Below are 25,025 nucleotides of genomic sequence, written 5' to 3'. Positions count from 1 at the left end.
TTAACGCTGCAAAAAGCGTTTCAGATGACCAAACAGCGAACCGGTCCCAAGGTAAAGCTCTTCAAGCACCGTAAAATGGTTCGCACCCCATGCCTTATAGACCGGGACCTTCAATCCCTCGCGCCCGCAATAGGCAGCATAGGCATCACTTTGGCGAACAAATTCGGGGCTTTCGTTACTCCCGACCACGACCATCATTTTGACGTCATGCGGGATAGCATCAAGCATCGGTGAATTGTCCGCCGCCGTCGCAGCATTAAGCCGCACATCGTCATTGATGCTGGTAAAACGGATCGGTTCCAGATCGAAAACCCCCGAAACCGGAACAATCGCACAAAACGGATTGGCATCATCAAGGGTGTCTTCCCAATGATGCGCCGCAAGGCGTGCGACAATCTGCCCGCCTGCCGAATGACCGGAAATGCTGATGCGATCCCGATCCCCGTTAAAATCGCCGACATTCTGATAAATGAAAGTCATGCAACGGACCGCCTGCAGGGTAATTTCGGCAACCGTGACGTCCGGACAAAGATCGTAATTCGGGCAAATGACAGTAAAGCCCGCGGCATTCAGATCGCGGGCAACAAACGCATAATCTTTTTTGTCCTGGCTTCGCCAATAGCCACCGTGGAAAAACACATGCACCGGTGCGTCCGGCTCGGCCGCCGGGTAAACGTCCATGGTTTCCTTTGGCCCGCCACCATAGCGGATATCGGTAATGTGGCGGACACTGGCACGCGTGTCATCGGACAGACGCACAAAACGATCAAAACAGGTCATATATTCCGGCACGGTTTCGCGCGGATTATACTGCCATTCAAGTTCGGCAAGGGTAAAACCACCCCAACTCATCTGAACCTCGTTTGCTCTGCCCGGACCGGAATTATTATCGGTAGATCAAGCCTGTCCGATAATCTTTCTTTATTTTTCCGGTTTTTGCAAATGCTTCACACAGGGGCATAATTTCCGCCACCAAACACTGTGTCGTAATTGCACTGCGGGCACGTCAATGGCAGAATATCGAAAATCAATTTTAAAATCAGTCGGATAGACCATGAGCAACCGCACATTCCAAAGCCCGTTCCCCGCCGATGACGCGGATCGCAACCAGATTTGGGAAATGCTGGTGCCGCGCGATATTGCGGCCTTCGTCGCGGCCGACTGGTCCATGGTCGAAGATGATTTCAAGGCCGACGGCTTTTACGCCATCGATGCCTGCAAATCCGACGATCCTGACGACTGGAAAATGATGTTCCCCGATCTTGCGGCCTATCGCGATGAATGGCTGCGTCAGGCCATCGCCGCACAGGAAATCGACTATGCCGAAGACCTGTTTGATGGTGTTTTCCGTGCAACCGACCTTTCGAAAATCGATATCACCGGCAACCGTGCACTGGTGCGCAAACATTTCAACGGCACGATAAAAAAAGCAGACGGATCAACCGACCGTCTGCTTTGGAAAACCCATTATTACTGCGAAAAACAGCCTGACGGAAAATGGTTGATTACCGGTTTCACCGGCTATCTGCCCAATCACGATCCGGCATAGGCAATCGTGCCTTAAAGCACGCAACCACGCGCGGCAACATCAACCGTTTCAATGTCGCCATCGCGCACCAGATGCACCTGATCAAGCATGTTGCTGACAACGCAGACATGGTTCGGAATGATTTCAATCCGCTGGCCAATCTCGAACGGCTGTGTCACCGGATCAAAATGCAGAATGCCATGTTCTTCCGAAAGCGATTTGACCGCGACATCGGGGTACCCGACGACATAGCCATATCCTTCAAGGCCCAGAAGATCAGACGTCAGGACCTTTGACCCGGCATCAATGATCGCCCGGCCCGGGGTTGGCAAGGATACGATTTCGGTCAAAACCCGAAGCGCGCAATCATCTTCCTTGCAAACGCCGCGCGCCATCAGGGACCGGTCGTTATAGATGTAGGTACCAATGCGATGTTCGGTCACGGACGGTACTTCGTGGGCCAACCACATATCGGGCGTCCCGCCGGAACTGCGCACCGGGCATTCAATGCCAATCGCATCCAGTTCCTTCATGGCCGTGGTAAAAAATACCTCAACCTTGGCACCACCGCCGGTCGCCGGATAGGTCATGAGCCCGGCAAACCTGATCCCCGGCAATGATTGGATTTTCTTTGCCAGCTCAACGGCTTCTGCCGGGTTCTGCACCCCGCATCGCCCGCCGCCGGTATCGCATTCAATCAGGATTTCAAGCGGCTTGTCACTATCGGCAAAGGCCTTGGACAATCCCTCAACCACAACCGCATTATCGGCCACCACGCGCAGGCTTTTTACGCGGTTAAACAATGCCCGCAATCGCGCGAGTTTGCGTTCGCCCAATACGTTATAGGTCAGAAGAATATCATCCAGCCCCGCATCTGCCATCACTTCGGCCTCGCCGATTTTCTGGCAGGTGATCCCGATTGCACCAGCCTTCATCTGCTGGGCGGCAAAGGCCGGGATTTTATGGGTTTTGATATGCGGGCGCAGCCCGATCCCGTGTTTGTCGCAATAAGCCTGATAACTTTCGATATTGCGGTCGACAGTATCAAGATCAACAACCGCGCACGGCGTATCAAGTTCGGGATATTGGGGCATTCCGGTCATCGGGGCAGCGTCCTTATCAAATCCGGTGGTGGCAGAAATCAGCTTGCGATGGCCGCAAACGGGTCATCGACAATCGGCCAAAGCGGACGGGTCAAATGGCGATATCCGTTGGTTTTCGGATCGGACGGATAAGGTCCGTGGACATCGACATAAATGATCTCGCCCGCGATCTTGGCGAACGCATCGTAGAAGTGATTGGTCGATTTGATAAACAGATATTTTTTCGCCGTCGGATCAATGCCCATATTCGAAAACAGGCTGGGGTCGAAACTTTGCGATCTGTTGGAATTCAGGATCACCTCGCCCCCGCCCGGAAGCTCGATTACCGCGCAATCACCCAGCGGCACGATGCTGTCACCGAAATACTGCCATGACTCACGGCGGATCTTTTTGACACGCACTTCGGCATCAATCGGTGCCCCGGCATGTGCACCGGTTTTCCCGCCAAAGCGTAACGGTAATGTCGCCCCCTCACCGGCCGAAATGCAAATCCGGACCGCCATCGGGTCCCAGATGGTGCCAACCGCAAAATCACGAAGCCCGCGTTCCATCGCCGCACGCAACAAAATCGTGCTGTCACCCGGAACACCGCCACCCGGATTATCCCAGACATCGGTCAAAACGATGGGTTTGGCATCGCTTGCCAATGCCTGATCAAGAGCAGCATCAGGCGTCAGGAAACTGGGTCTGGTCACCCCGCGGAACCCGAAAAGCTCCTGCCCCAAAAGCTGGGCAATATCATGTGCCTTGTCCGGATCATTGTCGGTGGTCACAATCACCTTTGCACCAAGATCGGGCACATCACCAGCCATAAAGCCGTGAATGAAAGATACCGACAGGACTCCATCCGTTCCTTCAAGGGCTTTGGCGCGATCAATATAGGATCGCATCGGCTCCCGCGATGTCGGCAAAACTTCGATCATATGGCAGTCAAATACCGCCTTGATCGGCTTGATATCGCCGCGCAGCGTGCGCAATACAAGATCAACAACCGCACGACCGGTTTCAACGAAATCGGTATGAGGAAATTCCTTGAACGCAACGATGATATCGGCGTTGGAAACACGCAGCTCCGTCAGATGACTGTGCGGATCAAAACTGGTACCGATAATTACGTCGGGGCCAACGATTGCGCGGATACGCGAAATCAGATCACCTTCGCAATCCAGATATCCTTGCGCCACCATCGCCCCATGCAGGCCCAGAATAACCGCATCAACCGGCATCGCTGCACGCAACTGGCCCAGAACCTCGTCACGCAACTGTTCATAGGTTTCCCGATTGACCAATCCTCCCGGCTCCGCCCAGGTGGCAGTCCCTTCGATCAGATCCCAGCCTTCCTTTGCCGCCCGCACACGCGCCTCGGTAAAGACGGCACTGCACAGTGTCGGGGTCACCGGATGCTGTCCGGGCGGTGCATAGAAGCTTTCCTTGAAATCGGAAAAATCGGTGCGCAACGGCGAGAATGTGTTGGTTTCGGTCGCAATAGAGGCGCAAAAAATCCTCATGACCCCATCCTTTTTGTTCTTTGTAATCATCATATTTTATGTGCAAAAGAAAAAAGCGTGCGGGTGAAGCACCACCCGCACGCGCATGGATTATTCCATGTAGCGGTGGGCGTTGGCTTTATCGACTTCCGTCTGGAACAGTTCGAGAAGTTCAACGCCTTCCGTGCCCAGGGATTCCTGAACGTGTTTGACCACGACCGGCTGGGTCACATCTTTAAGCTTCTGACGCTCTTCCGCGCTCAGTGCCGTGATTTCCATTTTGTCGGTCAAACCGGCAAGACCACGATCAGATGCCTCGATCACGCGCGATACACCACGGCTGGCAACAACGCAGGACTGCGCAGCATAACGGATGATTTTCTGTTGGTCGGCAGTCAGATCATCCCAGAATGCTTTCGACAGCATGAAGGTGTAAGGCGAGAACAGGTGATTGGTCAGGGTAAGATAACCCTGCACTTCGTTGAATTTGGCAAAGGTCACGGTCGGAACCGGGTTCATCTGGCCATCGATCACGCCCGTCTGAAGACCGGCATAAACTTCGCCCCACGCCATCGGATAGGCTTCTGCACCCAGTGCCTGCATGATTTTCTGATGCGACGGCAGCGACATGGTGCGAACACGAATGCCCTTGAAATCGTCCAGCGTCGCAATCGGATGCTTGGAGTTGGTCACGGCAAAGAACCCACCGGTATCCGGGAAACCAAGAACCTTGACATCGCCAAGGGTGTTTTCGATGTCGCTTGCCAGTTTCTGACCGAACGGACCATCAAACACGTCATAGGTCGATGCGTTGCTGTCGAACGCGAATGCGAGGTTCAGAACATCGATACGCGGATAATAGGATGCAATCGCCCCGGTCGAGGTCAGGGTCGCCTGAATAAGACCATCGCGGACCATCTGCACATGCTCGGCGGCCGAACCAAGCTGGTTGGACGGATAAACCTCAACCTTGATCTCGCCATTGGTGTCGGCTTCGACAATGTTGGCGAAAACAGCGGTGCAGGCATGCGCCGGGTTTTCAAACGGGTCCATTTTGTTGTCATGGGCAAATTTCAGAACCTTTGGCTCTGCATAGGCCAATGACGTCGTGCTGGCCAGCATGGCCGTCGCAAGGGCAAATGCCCCCAAACGTTTCATCGTTTTCATTCTACCTCTCCTTGATTAAGGCCTTTTATTTCTGTCCGCTTGTCACCTTTCGGTGCCCCGGTCCGGACCTGACCGGGGCGTTTCATTGCCGCCGGTTACCTGAAACCAAGCAATCGCGGGATCGCGAGTGCAAGATCGGACCAGAAGGCAAACAGGAACAGCACACCCAGTTCCGCCAAAAGGAACGGCCAAAGCTGGGCGGCAATTTTTTCAAGCTTTTCACCTGTGACTGACGACAGCACGAACAGGCACGCACCCACGGGCGGCGTCATCAGGGAAATGTTAAGCGCAAGGACAAAGATGATCCCGGCATGGATCGGGTCCATCCCGATCTGGACCGTCAGCGGCACCAGAACCGGGGCCAGAATGATCAGGATTGCATTGATATCCATGACCATCCCGATCATCAGCAACAGGGCAACGATCATGAAAATGACCATATAGGGATCAGACGACAGCCCCAGAACAAGGCTCGCGACTTCCTGTGGAATGCGATTGAAGCTCAGCCACCAGCCAAGGATCGACGCAAAGGCAATGATGATGAAAATCACCCCCGTAACGCGCGCGGTGCGGATCAGCATCTTGAAGAAGTCGGCAAATGTCAGCGCACGGTAAATAAAGATACCGATAAACAGCGCATAGGCGACGGCGACCGATGCCGCCTCGGTCGGGGTAACAATACCGCCCAGAATACCGCCCAGAATGATCAATGGCATGATCAGGGCCGTGATCGATGATTTGAAAATCTTCCAGATTTCCAAAAGGTTCGCACGACGTTCATTTTTCGGCAGGTTCTTGGACCGTGCGGTCACCGCAATCACCGTCATGCAGATCAGACAGATCATCAAGCCCGGCAGGATACCGGCGGCAAACAGCCCACCGATGGAAACCCCCATCAGCGATCCATAAACAACCATCAATCCCGACGGTGGAATGGTCGGGCCGATGATTGACCCGGCCGCGGTCACCGCACAGGCATAATCCCGGCGATAACCCCGTTCCACCATGGCCGGCACCAGTGTTTTGCCAAAGGCCGCCGCATCGGCGGTCGCCGCCCCGGTCAGTCCGGCAAAGAAAACCGATGCCAGCATATTGGTGTGCGCCAACCCACCACGAAAATGCCCAACCAGCGCCTGCGCAAACAGCACAAGGCGGCTGGTAATCCCGATATGGTTCATGATCTCGCCAGCCAGAATAAAGAACGGCATGGCAAGAAACGGAAATACGTTCAGACCGTTAAAGACCTTGCTGGGCCCCTGAACAAGGAACATGCCCCCGCCCATGTCATAAAGGCCAATAACCCCGGCAACGCCCAGCGCAAAGCCGATCGGCATGCCCAGAACCATCAGAACGACAAAAGTAATACCGACGATCATTCTGCGCCCTCCGCGAGATCAATGGGAACGAAGCGGCCCTGATCGCGAAGCGCGACCAGCAATAACTGAATGGCAGCAAGAAGGGATGCAACCGGCACCGCGGCATAAGGCAGTGCCAGCGTCATGCCAAAGATCATCGCCTGACGGCGCATACCGCCCGCGGCAAAATCAAAGCCGTAAATCGCCAGATACAGAAATGCACATAGCGCAATCAGATCGACACAGAACAGAACCGTGCGCTGCACGGGCATCGGCGTGTTAAGGATAAACATCCCGATGCCGATATGTTCGCGCCGGGCAATCCCGGCCGACACCGCCAAAAGTGCCGCCCAGATCATCAGGTAGCGCGCAAGTTCTTCGGGCCAGGGCAGTTGCCAGTGGAAAATGTAACGATCAATTACGCCCAGCCAGACATCCAGCACAAGGGCCAGCATCAGGACGGCAATCACACGTTCGACCACCCAGTTTAGCGACCGGCTGATCATTGCGGCTGTGGTTTCAACACGGCGCAGCGCCATCTTACTTAATCTCTCCGCTGATGAATGTTTTATGTAATTTTTCTACATCCTGAGGATATTTTTGTAGCTTGTCTACATATTTTTGAGTCATAATTGCAAATATCACCACGAATGATCCGCGAACAATGACATTATAGGTAGTTAAACTACATTTTTACCTATATTGTTTGGGCTACCCACCCAAAACCACCGGAAGACAACAACGGCGATCAAACAATTCGGCAATCAACGCCCTACCCGCTTTACGGTTAAATCCGGCAGGATGGATAATCTGGGGACCAAGATCGAAGCTATCGCCAGCAAACCAAAAAGTGATATTTATCAGCGGGGTGCCGACAACAGCACCTCATATTCGAGAATGATCGGAACGCTCGCATGCAACCTACTGTCGATATCATCAGCCTCCTGCGTCGAAAGGCCGGTACCTTTCCCGCACGTGAACAGCGGGTTGCCGACTACGTTCAGGATCACCTGCAGGACGTCACCACCATCGCCCTTTCCGATCTTGCGCAAAACGTTGGCGTCAGCGAACCGACCGTGATCCGGTTTTGCCGGACCCTTGGCTGTGACGGATTTCGCGATTTTAAAATACGGCTGGCACAGAACCTTGCGGTCAGCATGCAATATCTGGCGCCCGAGGACCTTGCCGACGATACAACTGCCGCCGACGTGCTTTCCAATCACGTGCTGGGCGTGATCGTCGATAATCTGCGCTTGCTGCGCGAACAGCTTTCAAGCACCGAAATCGACAGGGCCGCCGATATTCTGGCCAATGCCCGCCAGATCGCCTTTATGGGGGTCGGCGGCGGCTCCACGACGGTTGCCTTTGATGCCGCCAACCGGTTTTTCCGCCTTGGCATTCCCGCACAGGCCCAAAGTGATGGCTACCTTCAGCGCATGCTGGCATCGACCTTTGGCGAGGAGGATGTTCTTTTTGCCATCTCCACCAGCGGCCGACCGACCGAACTGATCCACAGTGCCGCCATTGCCCGCCAATATGGCGCAAAGGTCATCTCCATGACCCACCCGCAAAGTCCGCTTGCCGCCGAAAGCGACCTTGTGATTGGCATTGATATGCCTGAAAACCCTGATATTTATAAGCCAACGGCCACCCGGCATGTTTTTCTGGCAACCATCGATATCATTGCCACCGCGGTTGCCCGGCGCACGCCGGACCGAACACTTGAAAAACTTCGCCGGATCAGGTCATCTTTGCTGACTCTCAATCCGCCGACCGGCCGCCAGCCTATCGGCGACTAATTACGCCACCATCCCCATCGAGGCCCCAATGACCCGTACTGCCTTTATCGGCGAATGCATGATCGAGCTTGCCGGAACATCCCCCGGCAGCATTTTTGGCGCAGCCAATCTCGGCTTTGCCGGTGATACGCTTAATGGTGCGACCTATATGGCACGCACCAGCCGCCTGCTTGCAACGCCTGATACCGATGTTTCCTACATCACGGCACTGGGTACGGATCCCTATAGCGACGCGATGATTGCCGCCTGGCAGAACGATAATATCGACACGACACTGGTCCGCCGGATTGATGGCGCCCTGCCCGGTCTTTATGCCATCCAGACCGATGAAACCGGTGAACGCAGCTTTTCCTACTGGCGCAATAATGCCGCCGCCAAACAGATGCTTCAGGGCGGCCACGATACCGTGTTGCGCGATGCGCTTGGCGGGTTCGATTGCCTGTATCTTTCGGGTATCACACTGGCAATCCTGTCTGAAAAGGATCGCCAGACCCTGATCAGCATTGCCAGGGATTTTGCCAAACAGGGCGGCAAAGTCTGCTTTGACACCAATCATCGGCCGCGCCTTTGGGCCGATCAGGACGATGCAGTGGCAACCTATCTGGCGATTGCGCCTCATTGCCACACCGTCCTGCCGACATTTGACGACGACAGCGCGCTGTTTGGCGATGCAACGCCTTCTGCCACCGCCAAACGCTGGCATTCGCTGGGCGCGGACGAGGTTGTTGTCAAATGCGGTGGTGAACCGACCTTTTATTCGATCAGGGACGGCGAAAGCGGCACCGTAACGCCGCCCAAGGTCACCGATATCATCGATACGACCTCGGCCGGGGATTCCTTTAACGGATCATACCTTGCCGCCCGCAATGCCGGGCGCGATGTGCCTGCCGCCATTGCCGTTGCGCAAAAGGTCGCTGGTCGCGTGATTTCACGGCGCGGCGCGCTTGTTGATATCAGCGATATCAAACTTGATCAGTAATCCAGCCGGAACTGAACACCGGCTTTGCTGTCGATTTCGGTGGTTTCGCTGGTCACGCTGATATTTGGCGTCAATTCAATCTCGACCTCGACACCGCTTGACCCCGGGGTCGTGCCGGTCTTGGTGCCGACATAGACCCCGTCCGTCAGGTATTTACCCACCTTGACGTTCGGGCCGTCTTCGCCACCGCCCACCTGCAAAACATCCGCCCCGATAAAGCGACGCACCGAACCGACGATATCAAGTCCGCCGCCCCCGCCCGAAAGCTCGTTCACCGCACTGGCAAGCTGGACCGCCTCAATCGCACTCAGGCTTCCCTGCGATTTGCCAAACAGCACCTGCGACAGGATTTCGTCCTCCGGCAGGGATGGGTTGGATGTCAGAACCAGTTCCGGATCGCTTGCCGGTCCCTGGAACCCGGCCGTCACCGTCAGGTCGTCGGTGGTATAGACCCCTTCAATGTCCAACAATGGATCGGGCGGTGTTGCACCCGAAAACGTGATCTTGGAATCCTTGATCACGAATGTCTTGCCAATGATATCCAGCTGCCCGCGAAGCGCCTGCAATTGCCCGACAATGATCGGCTCTGCGGTTGTCCCGCTGATATCAAGCTTGCCACCCCATTCGGAATCAAGCCCCCGCCCGCGCACAAACAAACGCCCCGGAATATCAACCGTCACATCCAGATTGCCGACAAAACCCGATGCCGCTTTTTTCTTTTCCTCTTCTTCCTCGCGCTGCTTGGCGTCCTCGATATTCTCGACATCAAGGGTCGAAACCGACGCAGGCAGCGCAAGTGTCAGGTCCACTTCACCACGGCGAAGCGTTACATTGCTTTTGATATCGGCGGTTTTTTCGGTCCCGGTGACAGATGTGTTCACATCCGCCCAGAATTGCAGCTCATCCTTGCGCGACAGGGCTGCGTTATCAATCTTAAGCTCCGCCTTGTAACTGACCACCGGATCGTCATCCAGTGTCACCTCGGCCGAGCCACTGATCCGGCCATTCCCGCCATCCGTTGCCGTAATTTCCGGCACCCGCAAACCGTTCTGATCAAAGTCACCATTGATCGTGATCTGCTTCAACAGCGTGCCATATTCCAGATGCTCATATGCCCCGTCAGACAGGGCGATATCGCCATTCCAGTCAAGCGCATCAAGCGTTCCCTTGGCAACCACATCCAGTTTGAGATGCCCGGACATCACATGATCAGGTGCCGGGACATAAGGCCAGAATTGTGCAATTTCGCCGTCCACCTTGACCTGTGCATCAATCGGCGCATCGGGGTCCAGTGTGAAATCCTGTTTGAGGATGGAAACACCCAAAGGCACGGTACCACGCGCCTCGACAATCTGTGCCTCTTCATTGCCAAGGGTGGCATTGCCGTCAAACTGACCGTCCTGCAACGCCAGATCAAGCACCATCCCAAACGGCGCCATATCCTTTACAGCCGCCGTCGTAATGTTTTCAATTCCGCCCTTGACGGTCGCAATCGGCAATTGCCCGGACGCTTCGGATATATCGGCGGTCACATTCATTGTACCATCCAGCCCGCTTAACCCGAACATCTCCCCCCACGGCCCCAGCACAAGCTCCGCAATTTGCGCATTGGCGGCAAAATTGCGCTTTGGCCAATGGTCAAGTTTAGCCGTTACCTGCCCGGCACCGACATTCAATGCCGCGTCAAGTTTCTGCTGTCCGTTTTCGGTCTGGGTAAATAGCAGTGGCTCACGAAGGGCGATGTTCTGGCTACCGATACTGATATCAAGCTGATCGGCACGAACATTGATCCCGTCTGAAAGACCAAGTTCCATATCGCTATCAAGCTTGACCGAAATGGTATCGCGAAGCTGCCCGTTTGCATTCATCGCAATCCCGATAGCCGAAAGATCGCCGCTAACCTCGGTCTGCAACTGATCAATGGCAAGCGGCACAAAACGAATATCACGCCCGTTCAGGGCCAAATCAAAGCCGGGCTTTTCAAACGCGTTCAGGATCGATCCCGCCAGAACGACATCCTCGATCGCAGGTTGCTCCGCACCTTCTTCGGCGGCAAGCCGAATGCCTTTGATATTCGCATTCACATCAATCTGTTGCTGACCCGATTTCGGTACAAACGCCACATCCGCCATTAACGCACCATTCGTCACCGGCGCCCCGAAATCAGACAGCATCACCGCATCCAGTTTACGCACCGAAAGCTTGCCACGCATCGGCACGGCATAATCTGGCAACATCAAGCTACCGACAAGTTCAAGCCGTTCACCCGTCAGGGCAATATTATCCACCCGCAAACCATCTGCGGGCAAAACCACATCTGCCGCCAGATCGTAATTGCGCCCCATCAAACCAAACCCGGCCTTGTTGATCAGCGACAATACCGCCTGATCGGACCAGCGCAATTCCGTCTCAAGATCAAGCTTTTCAAACTTCTGCCCACCCGCCAGAACCGATGGTGTCGCAAGCTTGATCGTTCCCGCCGGTGCCGCGATATCCCCGTCAAGATTGATCGCAAGCGTCGCCGGGGCGATGGAAACACCAATATCGGGCGGCACCACACCAGGCTGAACCGAAAGATCAGATTTGACTGACAAATTGCTGAATTCATTTGAAATATCGATTTGCGCCGGGCCAGAAACCATCGCGGTGGCAATCTGATCAAGTGTGATCGACAGATCAAATGCATCACTGACCGCAAGCTTGCCATCAATGGTGGGACTCAGACCGACAATACGGTCAAGATCGGCAATACCAAACCCGGTCTGATCGGCCTTGATTGCAATACTAGCCGTACCACCCTGCTCAACCGACCATGCAAGATCGCTTATCGCGACCTGTCCCGTCCCGACCAGATCAAGGCCCGAAATCGGTGCAAAAATCGCAAGGTCACGGATATCGGCAATCAATTCGCCATCCGTCACCGCCATCACGTCATTGATATCGGTCTTGCCGTTAACCGAAATACCCGGCGTCGTGATATTGATTTTGCCAAGGGCAAACTTGCTGAAATCCGGTGCAATTTCCGCATCAAGGGCAACCTGCTGCGTAGTGCCCAGCATCGCGCTAAGATCGGCATCCTGCCATTCATTGCCCGAAACATCGATCCGGCTTTGAACAGAAAACCCGTCTTCATCCCCGCGCAGATCGGCATCAAGTGCCAATGTTCCGATGGTTGATAACGGTGTCGCAACCTGATCCCCGCGCAGCATTACGGTCACATCGGGCAATTCAAGCGGCCCTTCGGCATGCGCGGTCAAATCAAGCCCGCCCCATGTCACAGCATCCTCGATCAGGCCCGATACCGCCGGATCGATATCACCGCGCAAATCGGCCAGAACCGTGCTGTCATCAAAATTGATTTCCGTCGTGGCTGCAATCGTCGCAAATCCGGATTTCGCGATATCACCGCGCGTGATCGACAGAATACTGGCATCCGCATCAAACTGCCCGCCAATCCCCAAATCGACATCGCCCCGCAACGGTTCCGGAAGCTGCCCGGCAAGGTCGCCCTGCGTTGCCAGAACACCATCAAGGTCAAACCCGATCCGGCTTTCCTCCAACCGGAGCCCCAGATCACCACCAAGCGTCATCAGATCACTTGCCGCAAGTTCGATCCGCCCTTTCCAGCCTGTCGCCGGGCCATCGCCCTTAAGGCTGATCGTGACATTTGGCGCATCTTCGGGTGCCAGCCCGGCAAGGGTCATCACCAGCCCTGCACGATCAAGCTTGCCGTCAATGTCAGCTTTCAACCTCTGCTCATCGCCATCAAAATCAATATCAGCCTTCAAATGGTCGATGCTGTCATCAAGCGGTTGCAGATCAAGCGACAAGGCCGCTTCAAGGTTTTCGCGAATTGCCGCACTGGCGCTTAGACCATATTCAAAGCTTTTGCCACTGGCCGGGTCGGAAATACGCACATTGCCAAGCGCCAGCTTGCCAAGTTCAATGGCAAGCGGCGGCGCAAAACCGCCCGACGCGGTTTCTTCTTCCTCGACCGCGTCTTCCGATCCCGACATATCGGGCAGAACGACATCAATCGCGGCACTTTCAATCCGATCAATACGAAGCGTCCCACCCAAAAGGGCCAGCGGGGACCAGTCAAACCCGAACTGACTGACATCCACGGCCAGGCCATTTGACGGCATCGACATCGACAGCCGGTCAAGCGAAAGCCCCGTCCAAAGGCTGCCCTCGATCCGGCCCAGTTCGAAATCGCCCTCTATCGCCTCTGCCACCGTGGTGTTCAACCACGGCGTTATCGCACGCAATACCGGCCCGGTTCCCGCAATGCCGACAATCGCGATCATCAGCAGCAACAGGCACGCAAACGCAATCGCGCCACGTCGCGCCCATTTGGCAACCTTTCCGCGTTTGGTGGTTCCGGATGGTTTGGGATCGTCAGGCAACGTCAAAATGCTTGTCCAAGGCTAAGATAAATCTGGAAATCGTCATCAACATTGTCACGCTTATCAAGCGGCACGGCGAAGTCAAAGCGCAAGGGGCCGACAGCCGTGTAATAACGGAAACCAAGCCCCGCCGCCCAAAGCAGATCAAGGTCTTCGGGGTCGCTCGCCTCAAAAACATTACCGCCTTCGATAAATGGCACGATGCCAAAGCTTTCCGTAACCCGTGCCCGGAATTCCAGCCCGGCCTCAAGCACCGAACGCCCGCCAAGCGGATCGCCATCCTCGTCAAGTGGCCCGACTTTCTGATATTCGTAACCGCGAACCGATCCGCCGCCACCGGAATAGAACCGTTTGTTGGCTGGAAGATCCGAACGATCTTCACCGATAATCATCCCGGCACGCCCCCGCCCCGCAAGGACATAATCGCCTTCTTCGTCAAAGGCGAAATATTGCGATCCGTTCAATGAAACGGATGTGAATTGTGCGCTCGGACCGCTCAGACTGGTATAGGGCGACACGTTGAATTCAAGCCGGTTGCCTTCGGTCGGATCAAGCGGGTTATCCGTGCTGTCACGCCGCAAAATACCCCGCAACCCACCAAGATAGAATTGCTCGTTGGGCGAATCAGCCCCGGTCAGATCGGAATATTCCGCCGTCGGGCCCAGCGTGACAGACCAGTAATCACCAATCTTGCGTTCAACCCCGACAAAGGTTTCGACAAGTTCACCGTCATAGGCATCCGTGCTGTAATTCTTGGCCGATCCATCGGCCACAAGCGCCTGCCTGCGTTGCAGGAATTGCGGCTTGCGGAATGTTGCCTCAAGCCCCTGGCTTTGTCCCGATCCTTCGATACCAAGTCTGAGCCGTTCACCCGCCCCGAACAGATTGCGGTTTTCCCAGAACGCATTCGCCCCCGGCCCGTCGGCGGTTGAAAAATCAACCCCGCCGCCGATTGTACGATGCTTGCGTTCGCGCACTTCGATCTCGACGGGGATTTCACCATTTTTGGCGACCGGCCCGACCGGCTTGACAATCACGCTGTCAAACAGGTTCGATTGCGCCAGATCACGGCGCGTTGTCCGGACTTCTTCTGGGGAATATTTCTGCCCCGGTTTCCAGCTGCGATAACCGGCGATGAAATCCTCATCAACGGTCTCGGCTCCTTTGACACTGACCTTGCCAAAATTGGCTTCCGGCCCGGTGACCAGCTCGTACGTCACGGAAATGGTTTTTTCCGCCGTATTGGCAATGACCTTGCGCTTTCCCGCTTCCACCAGCGGGAAACCGCGATCTCGCATGAAATCAACCGCATATTGCTCGGCCAGAATGATCGGGTCGGCGGCGGCACGCTGCCCAAGATGCAGATTGGTACGTTCCAGTTCCTCATCCGTGGCTTCGCGGCGCGTCGTATGATCCGGGCGGACAATAACCAGTTTCACTTCCGACAGAAGATAGGGCTGATTGACATCAATCTGATAAACCAGATCAACCGGATCGGGTTGTTCCCCACCTTCCGGTGCGCCGGCTGCCGGTTCGCTTGCCGCACTGACAATGTCATCGCTCTCCCCGCCATTTTCACCGTCCGGTGTATTCTGATCATCGGGTTCGGCTTTGCGGATATTGAACGATACCTGTCCGTCATAGAACCCGAATGACCGCAAAACGGTTTCAAACCGTTCCACATCATCCTCGGCACGGCGTTCAAGCCCGGCAAGCGATGGCGTCGGGCGGGATTGCAGCCGGATCGACGTGCTGACATCGCGTAACGCAGCTAACAGTTTTTCTTCCTGCGGGTCGATACCTTCGATCTGGACTTCATAGGGGATTTTCGCACCCAAGGCGTCCTGTGCGGCACTGTCGCTGTCCTGTCCGAAACCAAATTCGGATAAAACATTATCTCCCGAACAGGCCGAAAGCGCCGTTCCCATCAGCAAAACAGACACAACACCAATGCCGCGCAATCTGGATTTGCGGTTGTAGCGTTTATCCGTATTCACCAACGACGTCCCCAATATCTTCACTCGGTCCCGATAGACTTATGTAACGTCCGGCCGCATTCATCGCACAGGCCGATCCGTTTATTGTTTTAAGGCACTTGCCAAGCGTCTACCATATTTTCATTCTATACGCAGGTCGAATGCACCAACGATCAAACAGCATGAAAAAATGGCATGGCTGTGATCGGTAATCGCACTTGTCAGAAAAAACTGTTCCGCTTACTCGAAGTTGAAAGCAATCTGTTTGCTGTTGCCACCCAAAAGCCGGAGGCCACCCATTGACTCCAAACGTGACTTCAACCCCGTCCCTGCCCGTCATCATCCGCAACGCCACCCGTTCTGATCTGGATGGTCTTTGCGCCCTTGAAAGCGGCAGCTTCACAAGCGACGCGATTTCGCGGTCCGGCTTTTCGCGCTTCCTGCGTCAGGCATCCGCCCGTCTTCTGGTCGCCGATGCCGGCGAAAGCGGCAAACCCGACATTGTCGGCTATGGCCTGCTTTTGCTGCGCGCCAACACGACGACCGCGCGCATTTATTCGCTGGCGATTTCCGATAACTGGCGCGGCAAGGGTCTGGGCACACAACTTCTGGCCGGTCTTGAAAACCTTGCGATGGATGCCGGATGTATCCGTATCCGCCTTGAAGTGCGCGTTGAAAACAGCAATGCCCGCAATCTTTATGACCGCCACGGATATCAGCAGATTGCCGACCTGCCCGGCTATTACGAAGACGGTGCCGATGGCATTCGTCTGCAACATGATCTGTATGACATCCCGACTGAACGGTCGCCAGCCGTCGCAACCGGTGCGCCGCTGATCCTTGTCGACCGTTTGAAAGACCTGCCGTTTCAGGTGCCCGGTGCACGCATCATGCGGGTGCGCGAATATCTTGCGCTTGATCACGGGGTACGAAACCGCCGTGTCATCAACCTGTGCCAGTCCTATGAATATCTGTCGCGGGGTTATTATTGCAGCCTTCTGGCCGCCGCACGCAGCGAACGCGTAATCCCCGAAGCCGATGTCCTTCTGGATCTGAACTGGAAACGGCTGCAAAAAACCGCGCGCGCGGAAATGAGCCCGCAAATCGTCGAGGCACTGGCCAAACCTGGCGATCACCCGACCAAGATCGACGTATTCTTTGGCCGCACCGTCGATAAACGCTTCCGTGATATTGCCCAGCGCGCCTTTGACCAGTTCCGCTGTCCGATCCTGCGTCTGCATCTGAACCCGTCGGACAAGAAAATCCTGCGCGAAATCGAAGCCCCGGCACTAAGCCAACTGGGTGCTGAAGACCTGCCCGCATTCGAAAGTGCCATCCGTGCCTATCTGCGCGGTCGCGTACGCAAACCGGCGGCTGGTGGCAACCCGCCAAGCGCGCTGGTAGCGATCCTGCATGATCCCGATGCGGTCCTGCCGCCCTCCGATAGCGATGCATTGGCCCTGTTCATTCAGGCCGCATCCGACCTTGGCGCCAAGGCCGAACTGATCACGGCCAAGGATTTCCATCACCTGTCGGAATTTGATGCGCTGCTGATCCGCGAAACCACCGCCCTTGATCATCACACCTATCGCTTTGCCAAACGGGCGCGCAAGGAAGGCATTCCGGTGATTGACGATCCGGACTCAATCCTGCGCTGCACGAACAAGGTTTACCTTGCCGAATTGCTGCGTACGCACCGTATTCCGGCCCCGCGCAGCATGATTTTCGATAAACGCCGCATTGCCGAAATCGGCCAGCAATTCAGCTTCCCCTCGGTGCTTAAGGTACCTGATGGCTGCTTCTCGCGCGGGGTGCGCAAGGTGAAATCCCCCGAACATCTGGCCGAAGTCGCGACCGAGATGTTCAAGAATTCCGAACTTCTCGTCATTCAGGAATATGTCGAAACCACCTTTGACTGGCGCATTGGCGTTCTTGGGGGCGAGCCACTCTTTGCCAGCCGCTATTTCATGGCGCCGGGCCACTGGCAGATCGTCAAACACGAAGATGACGGCAAATCGTTCGAGGAAGGCGGCTTTGAAACCGTCGCCGTCGAAGATGCCCCGGCTGATATCGTTTCCACAGCCTTGGCTGCGGCCCGCCTGATGGGCGATGGTCTTTATGGTGTGGATATGAAGGAAACCCCGCACGGCCCGATGGTGATCGAAGTCAACGACAACCCCAACATCGACGGCGGGGTCGAGGATGTCGTGCTCGGCATGGACCTGTATCGCCGGATCATCGCCCACCTCCTGGGCAAGATCGCACGTCCGTAATGCATTCCAATCGAAATGAAAAAGGGCCGGTTTATCCGGCCCTTTTTTCAATAAATACCGCCGCCTGAAGCTTGTCGCGGCCATAACGAACCATAAGGTCAAACTCGTTGCGCAGGATCGGTGTCGATACGCAATCGCTGCCGCTGAATGGTTCGTGATCCTCGCCAATATCCGGATCGGTGACATAGACATACCGGTCATCAAATCCCGAAACCACAACCCAGTGCGGGATTTTATCGCCGTAAATACGATACTGGCTGATCAGGACAAGCGCGATCTTGCCCTGTTTTGACCGTTCCTCGATTTCTGCAATGCTGAACGGCCCGCTGGTTACCGGAATACCGGCCTCGCGTGCCTGACGGGCGAAATCATAATGCACCAGTTCCACGACTTCGCGGTTCTTGGGTTTACGTACCGTATCAACAAAAAGCGGCCCGTCACGGCTGCTTAAAACCTCGACATCAAAACCGCGTTTGTGCGCCGCCAGTCCAAGGCCAAGCGGCCCGCACCCGCCATGCCCCGATGTCATGAAAACGGTCGTTGCCTCACGCCAAAGCGCAATTTCCTGATTGCGATCCATTTCGACATTGGGATCAAGCGCGTTCATCGCCATCATCAACGCCGCCGGGCCACAGGTGAATGGCATGGTCTGGTGATAAAAATGGATCGGCGATGGCCGACGCAGGGATTGCGGCACCAGAACACGTTCCATACGCAGCGCGTCGGAATGATCGGGATAATAGTCGGGATAAAGGGCAAATTCGCGATATCCCGCCGCCTTGAACAATCCAATCGCCGTTTCGTTATCCGGATTGACTTCAAGCCGCAGGATCGGGGCCCCGAAATCAAGGCTGAGTTCCTCGGCCCGGGTCAGAAGTGCCCGGCCGATCCCCTGCCCGCGATGCGTCTCCAGAACCGCCATGGAATAAAGCCGTGCCATCGCGACGTTGGATCGGAAAATCACCAGGGCATAGCCGATAACCGCGCCATCGCGTTCGGCAACACAAAGGCGCGCCGTTTCGCTGCCAAGGAAACGCTTGAAAGCGCGGCGTGACAAACGGTCAATATCAAATGAACTGTTTTCGATCTCGCACAGGGCATCAAGGTCCCCATCCGTTGCGATACGAAGGTCAAGTTTGGTCAAAAGGCACCCGAAGCATCAATACTTGCCGATCCCATGGATCAAGGCGGTTTCACCCATTTCGCCATGAAACGGATGAAACCGGAAGTGCATTTTCGGCAGGTTAGCTGCGCGCGGCAATCCGGGGTGCCAAAGGCGACATGTCATATCCCGCCCCCGCAGCCGTTTTGACAATGTCTTCAACCGGCAAATTGCCAGCACTGGCAAGCGACCAAAGGATCGTGCAGCGCGTGCCACTACGGCAATACGCGAAGACCGGTTTTTCAGCTTCGCTCAGAACCTTGGCAAAGGCATCGGCATCGGCATCCGAAACATTGCCGCTTGCAACCGGAAGAAACACGGCGGCAAGACCAAGGCTTTTTGCCTTTGCCTCGACTTCGGCGAATGATGGCTGACCGGGGTCCTCATTGTCCGGGCGATTACAGACAATGGTCTTGAAACCGGCCCCGGCGATATCATTAACAGCATCAAGGGACATCTGCGGCGAGACGGTCAGTTCATCATTCAGGCGTTTCATCGTTGCGGGTCCGTTTTCCTGGGTCACAAGGACCGCTTATGCGCTTGGAACGTAAAAGCGGAATACCAGGATTACGGATGCCACTATATCCGTCGGCTGACAACTCCCCGACGTCATAAAAGTCGATTATCTGGCGGATTTTGTATCAATCGGGCATGTCCGGATACCCAGAATGCGATACAGCGGGCAAAACCGCATCCCACCGGTCAGGATCATGATTGCACCGGCAATCATCGCCACCCAGCCAAATCCGCCAAGTGCTGCAAACGGACCGGTCTCCGTCGCAACAACAAACGGCAGCGCAATCAGAACCACGCCAAGAATAACACGCAAGGCGCGATCAATTTTTCCGACATTGGATTTCATCGGGAACTCCTGTTTCTGAAAACCACGGGATCAATATCACCCTGATAATATATAATATTATAATTAACAAATGTAATTTTATCATTTATTTGTGTTAAAACTGATCTATCGCAAGGAATGCGGCACATGATCCGGTTGCAGGCCGTGAAAACGCGTGCTACGCCCTTGTTTGATTTGCAGGAAAAGGGCCCCGCCATGACCGATAAATTCGCACCCGTTGCCGATTGGCCGATCTGGCACGATCAAAATCCGGGCGGCACTTTTTCCCAATGGCTAAAGGCATGTGTTGCCGATGACTGGCACAAGGTCACCCATCATCCCTTCACCGATGCCTGGGGCAAGGCTGCGGTCCCTGACCGCAACCTTAAAAACTATCTGATTCAGGATCACCGTTTTATCGACCGGTTTGTCGCTCTTCTGGCTGGTGCCGTATCGCGTGCCCCGACCCTTGCCGACAGGATTCCGGCCTGCCAGTTCCTGGCCCTTCTGACCGGACCGGAAAACACCTATTTCGAACGGTCACTTGATGCGCTTGGCGTAACCGAACAGGAACGCTGCGAAATGCCGGATTGGGATGTCACGAGCGACTTCAAGGACCTGATGCGCACCGCCATGGAAAGCAACAACTACGCCAGTATGCTGGCGGTTCTGGCAGTGGCCGAAGGCACATATCTTGGCTGGGCGGACCGGGTTCACAATGAAATCGAAAGCCACCCCAAAGAGTTCTGGTACGCCGAATGGCTTGATCTGCATATCGGGACCTATTTCGAAAGCGTCGTCGCCTTCCTCAATGATCAGCTCGATAAAACCGGGCCGACACTGGATGACGCTGCCCGCGCAAACTGTCTTTCCTGTTTCCGCAAGGCAACCGAACTTGAAGTCCGGTTCTTTGACGCGGCATGGGGTTCACAAACGTGATCACCATCCGCCAGTATCGCGCAACCGATGCATCGGTGCTGACCGAAATTTATACCCGTTCCGTTATGGAACTGGGATCGCGTGCCTATAACCCCGATCAGGTCGGCATCTGGGCAACCCTTGCTCCAACCGCAGAACGGTTTGCCGAACTGATGGAGGATGGTCGGCTGCGCCTGATCGCGGCGGATGCAAACGACCAGCCCGTCGCCTTTTGCGATCTCGAAGCCGACGGACACATCCATTTCTTGTATGCCCTGCCCGAACTTGCCGGGACCAGTGCGGTCACGACACTGTATGACGCCCTCGAAAAAGCGGCACGTGATCGCAACATCGCAAAGCTTTATTCCGAAGCCAGCGAACTTGCCAAAGGCTTCCTGTTAAAACACGGCTTTCACGTGCTTGAACGCCGGGATTTTGAAGTCGCCGGTGTCCCGATCCATAACTATGCCGTCGAAAAACGCCTGCGGCCCGTGACCTGATCGTGTGCAAAATCAAAAGACGGTCATTTCCCGACCGCCTTTTCATGTCAACTGTCCTTGATCGCCCGACGGGCGGTTGTCACCACTCGCTCGACAAAGGCATCGGCCTGCCCGATATAATGCGCCGGATCGCGCAGCTTGGCCCAGTCGATCCCGACATCGGTCAGTTTCGGCAACTCATCAAACAGATTGCTTTGATTGGCCGCAGATCGCGAAAGCGCATCTTTTACCAGCTTGTCCGCCCCGTCACGCCCCAGATGCTCGGCAAGGGCAAAGGTCGCGGCTTCCGCCAGCATCGCACCGCGTGACAGTTCCAGATTGGCCGCCATCCGGTCAGTATTGACCTTAAGACTCGGCACCATATCAACCGCCTGCGCCAATCCGGCCCCTGTCGCCATGATCATCTGCGGCAATGTCAGCCATTCCAGCAACCAGCTTGCCCCGGATCGTTCATGTTCATGGATCTGGCTTTGCGCAAATGTGCCAAGCTGCCCGGCATTGAACCGCGCCAGCGTGATCAGCATCTCGGCCTGAACCGGGTTGGATTTATGCGGCATGGTCGATGATCCACCGCCCTTGCCCGGCTGGACTTCGGCAATTTCGGATTGCGCCAGCAACACCAAATCCTGCCCCATCTTGCCAAGCGCACCGCTAAGTGCGGTTAACTGTGCGGCAAAATCGACCAGAACATCGCGCTGGCTGTGCCACGGCATATCGGTCGGCGGCAGTTCCAGTTCATCGGCCAGATTGCGTTCAACCTCAATCGCCTTGTCCCCGATGGATGCCAGTGTCCCTGCCGCCCCGCCAAAACTTAACCGGAACAGATCGGAACATAACGTATCAATCCGATGATCAATCCGCACCAATGGTGCCAGCCATCCGGCGGCCTTAAGCCCGAATGTGGTCGGCACGGCCTGCTGGGAACGGGTGCGTCCGATCATGACCGTCGCCCGGTGGGTTTCGGCCTGTGCAATCAATGCCTTGATCAGCTTGCGCGTCCGACGGCGAATAATCCCCACCGCATCACGAAGCCGCAACACAAGCCCGGTATCAACCACATCCTGACTGGTCGCGCCAAAATGAACATAACGCGCATCATCCCCGCCAATCTCGGCCTTAAGCGCCTTGACCAATGCCGGCACCGGCACACCGGCACTTGCCGTTCCCGCCGCCAATGTCGCGGGATCGGGGCGAAATTCGCGGCACACATCGGCAATACGGTTCGCACTTGCTTCCGGGATCACGCCTGCGCGTGCCTCGGCCGATGCCAATGCCGCCTCAAACAGCACCATCGATGCGATCTGCGCATCATCGGTAAACAGGGCGGCAATTTCCGCATCGGCAAACAGATTGCCAAGCATCGCGGAATCAAAGGGCGAAATTGTCATCTGGTTTGGTCCACCGTTTAAACAGGTGTTATTTCAGGTCGTTAGTGTCGCGCCGCGACTGCGTTCGGTCAACAACACAAAAAGAAGCCCCTGCCCGTTCTTCAACGGCACAGGGGCCCTTTTGAAATCAAACGATCAATCAGACCGCTTCAAGCACAATGGCAATACCCTGTCCGACGCCAATGCACATCGTCGCCAGCGCATATTTACCACCGGTACGTTTCAGCTGCATCGCAGCCGTCCCGGTGATACGTGCGCCCGACATGCCAAGCGGATGACCAAGGGCAATCGCCCCGCCATTCGGGTTCACACGCGCATCATCATCGGCAATGCCAAGATCGCGCAATGTCGCCAGCCCCTGCGAGGCAAACGCCTCGTTCAATTCGATCACGTCAAGCTGATCGGTGGTAAGGCCAAGACGCGCCAGAAGCTTCTTGCTGGCCGGTGCCGGGCCAAAGCCCATGATGCGTGGCGGGACCCCCGCCGTCGCACCGCCAAGCACCTTGGCAATCGGTTTCAGGCCGTATTTCTTGACCGCCGCCTCCGATGCAATGATCAATGCCGCCGCACCGTCATTCACACCCGATGCGTTACCCGCCGTCACCGAACCACCTTCGCGGAACGGGGTCGGCAGTTTGCCCAGCTTTTCGGCTGTCGTGCCAGGACGCGGATGTTCATCCTTGTCAACGATGATCGGGTCGGCCTTGCGCTGCGGAATGGTGACCGGCGTGATTTCCGCGGCCAGATTGCCGTTTTCCTGTGCGGCCACCGCCTTGTCCTGCGACCGGGCGGCAAAGGCATCCTGATCGGCACGGCTGATCTTGAAATCCTCGGCCACGTTTTCACCGGTTTCCGGCATGGAATCAACGCCGTACTGCTTTTTCATCACCGGATTGATGAAACGCCAGCCAATCGTGGTATCATAGATTTCCGCATTGCGCGAAAAGGCGGTTTCCGCCTTTGGCATCACAAACGGCGCACGCGACATACTTTCAACACCGCCGGCAATCATCAGATCAGCCTCGCCCGATTTGATCGCGCGTGCGGCCATGATGATCGCATCCATGCCCGATCCGCACAGACGGTTGACCGTCGTGCCGGTAACATTTTCCGGCAACCCGGCCAGAAGCGACGACATGCGCGCCACGTTGCGATTGTCTTCACCGGCCTGGTTGGCACATCCGAAAATCACGTCATCGACATCGCCGAAATCGATATTCGGGTTGCGTTCGATTAACGCCTTCAGCGGAATGGCACCAAGGTCGTCCGCACGGACCGACGAAAGACTGCCGCCAAAACGGCCAATCGGGGTGCGGATAAAATCGCAGATATAAGCATCAGCCATATTCAAAGTCCTTACTGCTGGCCTTCATGGGCCTTGGCGGTGCGGGCATGCAAGTCACGCAGGACCTGAAGCTCGTGCGCGTCGGGCACCGGAGTTTCGGCGACTTCATCCGCAAATTCAACAGCCCAGCCGGTGTTTTCGATAATATCTTCGCGCGTCACGCCCGGATGGATCGATGTCACGATGAAATGCTTGCCAACCGGATGCGGTTCCATGATGCAAAGATCGGTAATCAAACGCGACGGACCTTTGGTATCAACACCATAAGATGCGCGGTCATCACCGCCCTTGCCATGACCAAGCGAGGTCACGAAATCGATCTTTTCAACAAAGCCGCGCTTGCTCTGTTTCATCACCAGAAACACCTCGCCACAGCTCGTCGCGATTTCCGGCGCCCCGCCACCGCCCGGCAGGCGGACTTTGGGATCGTCATAATCGCCGATCACGGTGGTGTTGATGTTGCCATATTTATCAAGCTGTGCCGCACCAAGGAAGCCGACGGAAATCTTGCCGCCCTGCAACCAGTAACGGAACATTTCCGGCACCGGCACGGTATTGACCGCCGTTTCGCAAAGCTCACCATCGCCGATGGACAGTGGCAACACATCGGGCTTCGTGCCAATCGTGCCGCTTTCATAAATAAGGGTCAGTTCCGGCGCATGGGTCAAACGTGCAAGGTTGCACGCTGCCGACGGCATGCCGATGCCGACAAAGCACACATCGTCATTCTTGAGTGCGCGCGAGGCAGAAACCGTCATCATTTCGGTAGGGGTATAGTCAACCATGATCTTTCCTCCG

Annotated in this window: 20 protein-coding genes; 6 read left to right on the top strand and 14 right to left on the bottom strand. The window is 55.7% G+C overall.

Going from position 1 to position 25,025, the window contains the following annotated elements; all coding sequences use genetic code 11:
• Entirely contained in the window at window positions 1-852 is an 852-nt protein-coding gene (locus AUP42_RS18580) for an alpha/beta hydrolase (RefSeq protein WP_062953094.1), read from the bottom strand.
• Between the two features lie 202 nt (window positions 853-1,054).
• Here AUP42_RS18580 and AUP42_RS18575 point away from each other — a divergent pair, with 202 nt between their 5' ends.
• Window positions 1,055-1,549, top strand: coding sequence for a hypothetical protein (locus tag AUP42_RS18575; RefSeq protein ID WP_062953093.1), 495 nt, complete (start codon window positions 1,055-1,057; stop codon window positions 1,547-1,549).
• 11 nt (window positions 1,550-1,560) lie between these two features.
• On the opposite strand, the gene AUP42_RS18570 is transcribed toward AUP42_RS18575, so the two are convergent.
• From AUP42_RS18570 to AUP42_RS18550, 5 genes are all read right to left on the bottom strand, one after another.
• Window positions 1,561-2,631, bottom strand: a complete 1,071-nt coding sequence (locus AUP42_RS18570) for a D-TA family PLP-dependent enzyme (RefSeq protein WP_082824850.1) — start codon at window positions 2,629-2,631, stop codon at window positions 1,561-1,563.
• 38 nt (window positions 2,632-2,669) lie between these two features.
• Entirely contained in the window at window positions 2,670-4,139 is a 1,470-nt protein-coding gene (locus AUP42_RS18565; protein WP_062953092.1) for a M81 family metallopeptidase, read from the bottom strand.
• Between the two features lie 90 nt (window positions 4,140-4,229).
• On the bottom strand, window positions 4,230-5,285 hold the full coding sequence (locus AUP42_RS18560; RefSeq protein ID WP_170954019.1) for a DctP family TRAP transporter solute-binding subunit: 1,056 nt from the start codon (window positions 5,283-5,285) through the stop codon (window positions 4,230-4,232).
• Between the two features lie 95 nt (window positions 5,286-5,380).
• A complete protein-coding gene (locus tag AUP42_RS18555; protein ID WP_062953091.1) occupies window positions 5,381-6,661 on the bottom strand; it encodes a TRAP transporter large permease in 1,281 nt (426 codons plus the stop codon).
• Entirely contained in the window at window positions 6,658-7,179 is a 522-nt protein-coding gene (locus tag AUP42_RS18550) for a TRAP transporter small permease (RefSeq protein WP_062953090.1), read from the bottom strand. Before AUP42_RS18550 ends, AUP42_RS18555 begins: the two co-directional genes overlap by 4 nt.
• Window positions 7,180-7,554: 375 nt before the next feature.
• On the opposite strand from AUP42_RS18550, the gene AUP42_RS18545 reads away from it, so the two are divergent.
• Both AUP42_RS18545 and AUP42_RS18540 read left to right on the top strand, forming a co-directional pair.
• Window positions 7,555-8,439, top strand: coding sequence for a MurR/RpiR family transcriptional regulator (locus AUP42_RS18545; RefSeq protein WP_062953089.1), 885 nt, complete (start codon window positions 7,555-7,557; stop codon window positions 8,437-8,439).
• Between the two features lie 28 nt (window positions 8,440-8,467).
• Window positions 8,468-9,418 (top strand): sugar kinase, encoded by a 951-nt coding sequence (locus tag AUP42_RS18540; RefSeq protein ID WP_062953088.1) that lies wholly within the window; start codon window positions 8,468-8,470, stop codon window positions 9,416-9,418.
• On the opposite strand, the gene AUP42_RS18535 is transcribed toward AUP42_RS18540, so the two are convergent.
• Together AUP42_RS18535 and AUP42_RS18530 are read right to left on the bottom strand one after the other, a co-directional pair.
• Complete coding sequence (locus AUP42_RS18535; RefSeq protein ID WP_062953087.1) at window positions 9,412-13,830, bottom strand: translocation/assembly module TamB domain-containing protein; 4,419 nt, start codon at window positions 13,828-13,830, stop codon at window positions 9,412-9,414. The two genes, AUP42_RS18540 and AUP42_RS18535, sit on opposite strands and share 7 nt — an antisense overlap.
• Window positions 13,827-15,821: an autotransporter assembly complex protein TamA gene (locus AUP42_RS18530; protein WP_062953086.1), complete on the bottom strand. Its 1,995-nt coding sequence runs from the start codon at window positions 15,819-15,821 to the stop codon at window positions 13,827-13,829. Before AUP42_RS18530 ends, AUP42_RS18535 begins: the two co-directional genes overlap by 4 nt.
• Window positions 15,822-16,099: 278 nt before the next feature.
• On the opposite strand from AUP42_RS18530, the gene AUP42_RS18525 reads away from it, so the two are divergent.
• Window positions 16,100-18,073: a GNAT family N-acetyltransferase gene (locus tag AUP42_RS18525; protein ID WP_062953085.1), complete on the top strand. Its 1,974-nt coding sequence runs from the start codon at window positions 16,100-16,102 to the stop codon at window positions 18,071-18,073.
• A 31-nt stretch (window positions 18,074-18,104) separates the two neighbouring features.
• On the opposite strand, the gene AUP42_RS18520 is transcribed toward AUP42_RS18525, so the two are convergent.
• The 3 genes from AUP42_RS18520 to AUP42_RS18510 all read right to left on the bottom strand — a co-directional run bounded on the left by AUP42_RS18520 (window position 18,105) and on the right by AUP42_RS18510 (window position 20,097).
• Window positions 18,105-19,217: a GNAT family N-acetyltransferase/peptidase C39 family protein gene (locus AUP42_RS18520; protein ID WP_062953084.1), complete on the bottom strand. Its 1,113-nt coding sequence runs from the start codon at window positions 19,215-19,217 to the stop codon at window positions 18,105-18,107.
• A 100-nt stretch (window positions 19,218-19,317) separates the two neighbouring features.
• Window positions 19,318-19,731 (bottom strand): TIGR01244 family sulfur transferase, encoded by a 414-nt coding sequence (locus AUP42_RS18515; RefSeq protein WP_062953083.1) that lies wholly within the window; start codon window positions 19,729-19,731, stop codon window positions 19,318-19,320.
• 126 nt (window positions 19,732-19,857) lie between these two features.
• Window positions 19,858-20,097 carry a YgaP family membrane protein gene (locus AUP42_RS18510; RefSeq protein ID WP_062953082.1) on the bottom strand — a complete coding sequence of 80 codons (240 nt, stop codon included), beginning with the start codon at window positions 20,095-20,097 and terminating at the stop codon, window positions 19,858-19,860.
• A gap of 195 nt (window positions 20,098-20,292) precedes the next feature.
• Here AUP42_RS18510 and AUP42_RS18505 point away from each other — a divergent pair, with 195 nt between their 5' ends.
• Complete coding sequence (locus AUP42_RS18505; RefSeq protein ID WP_062953141.1) at window positions 20,293-21,015, top strand: TenA family protein; 723 nt, start codon at window positions 20,293-20,295, stop codon at window positions 21,013-21,015.
• The gene (locus AUP42_RS18500) at window positions 20,997-21,494 is read left to right on the top strand and encodes a GNAT family N-acetyltransferase (protein WP_062953081.1); all 498 of its coding nucleotides are present in this window, start codon (window positions 20,997-20,999) and stop codon (window positions 21,492-21,494) included. Before AUP42_RS18505 ends, AUP42_RS18500 begins: the two co-directional genes overlap by 19 nt.
• A 47-nt stretch (window positions 21,495-21,541) precedes the next feature.
• Here the strand turns inward: AUP42_RS18500 and AUP42_RS18495 are convergent, their stop codons facing one another.
• From AUP42_RS18495 to AUP42_RS18485, 3 genes are all read right to left on the bottom strand, one after another.
• The gene (locus AUP42_RS18495) at window positions 21,542-22,882 is read right to left on the bottom strand and encodes a 3-carboxy-cis,cis-muconate cycloisomerase (RefSeq protein WP_062953080.1); all 1,341 of its coding nucleotides are present in this window, start codon (window positions 22,880-22,882) and stop codon (window positions 21,542-21,544) included.
• Between the two features lie 139 nt (window positions 22,883-23,021).
• Window positions 23,022-24,227 (bottom strand): 3-oxoadipyl-CoA thiolase, encoded by a 1,206-nt coding sequence (gene pcaF, locus AUP42_RS18490; protein ID WP_062953079.1) that lies wholly within the window; start codon window positions 24,225-24,227, stop codon window positions 23,022-23,024.
• An 11-nt stretch (window positions 24,228-24,238) separates the two neighbouring features.
• Complete coding sequence (locus tag AUP42_RS18485) at window positions 24,239-25,012, bottom strand: CoA-transferase subunit beta (protein WP_062953078.1); 774 nt, start codon at window positions 25,010-25,012, stop codon at window positions 24,239-24,241.
• Between the last annotated feature and the right edge of the window lie 13 nt (window positions 25,013-25,025).

The sequence above is a fragment of the Thalassospira lucentensis genome, assembly GCF_001613805.1.
GTDB classification, from domain to species: domain Bacteria; phylum Pseudomonadota; class Alphaproteobacteria; order Rhodospirillales; family Thalassospiraceae; genus Thalassospira; species Thalassospira lucentensis_A.
This window is presented reverse-complemented; position numbering and strand designations above follow the sequence as displayed.

Excerpts from the sequence above, each read along its gene's own strand:
- AUP42_RS18580 (WP_062953094.1), bottom strand. The coding sequence starts at position 852 with ATGAGTTGGGGTGGTTTTACCCTTGCCGAACTTGAATGGCAGTATAAT.
- AUP42_RS18575 (WP_062953093.1), top strand. The coding sequence starts at position 1,055 with ATGAGCAACCGCACATTCCAAAGCCCGTTCCCCGCCGATGACGCGGAT.
- AUP42_RS18570 (WP_082824850.1), bottom strand. The coding sequence starts at position 2,631 with ATGACCGGAATGCCCCAATATCCCGAACTTGATACGCCGTGCGCGGTT.
- AUP42_RS18565 (WP_062953092.1), bottom strand. The coding sequence starts at position 4,139 with ATGAGGATTTTTTGCGCCTCTATTGCGACCGAAACCAACACATTCTCG.
- AUP42_RS18560 (WP_170954019.1), bottom strand. The coding sequence starts at position 5,285 with ATGAAAACGATGAAACGTTTGGGGGCATTTGCCCTTGCGACGGCCATG.
- AUP42_RS18555 (WP_062953091.1), bottom strand. The coding sequence starts at position 6,661 with ATGATCGTCGGTATTACTTTTGTCGTTCTGATGGTTCTGGGCATGCCG.
- AUP42_RS18550 (WP_062953090.1), bottom strand. The coding sequence starts at position 7,179 with ATGGCGCTGCGCCGTGTTGAAACCACAGCCGCAATGATCAGCCGGTCG.
- AUP42_RS18545 (WP_062953089.1), top strand. The coding sequence starts at position 7,555 with ATGCAACCTACTGTCGATATCATCAGCCTCCTGCGTCGAAAGGCCGGT.
- AUP42_RS18540 (WP_062953088.1), top strand. The coding sequence starts at position 8,468 with ATGACCCGTACTGCCTTTATCGGCGAATGCATGATCGAGCTTGCCGGA.
- AUP42_RS18515 (WP_062953083.1), bottom strand. The coding sequence starts at position 19,731 with ATGAAACGCCTGAATGATGAACTGACCGTCTCGCCGCAGATGTCCCTT.
- AUP42_RS18510 (WP_062953082.1), bottom strand. The coding sequence starts at position 20,097 with ATGAAATCCAATGTCGGAAAAATTGATCGCGCCTTGCGTGTTATTCTT.
- AUP42_RS18505 (WP_062953141.1), top strand. The coding sequence starts at position 20,293 with ATGACCGATAAATTCGCACCCGTTGCCGATTGGCCGATCTGGCACGAT.
- AUP42_RS18500 (WP_062953081.1), top strand. The coding sequence starts at position 20,997 with ATGGGGTTCACAAACGTGATCACCATCCGCCAGTATCGCGCAACCGAT.
- AUP42_RS18495 (WP_062953080.1), bottom strand. The coding sequence starts at position 22,882 with ATGACAATTTCGCCCTTTGATTCCGCGATGCTTGGCAATCTGTTTGCC.
- pcaF (WP_062953079.1), bottom strand. The coding sequence starts at position 24,227 with ATGGCTGATGCTTATATCTGCGATTTTATCCGCACCCCGATTGGCCGT.
- AUP42_RS18485 (WP_062953078.1), bottom strand. The coding sequence starts at position 25,012 with ATGGTTGACTATACCCCTACCGAAATGATGACGGTTTCTGCCTCGCGC.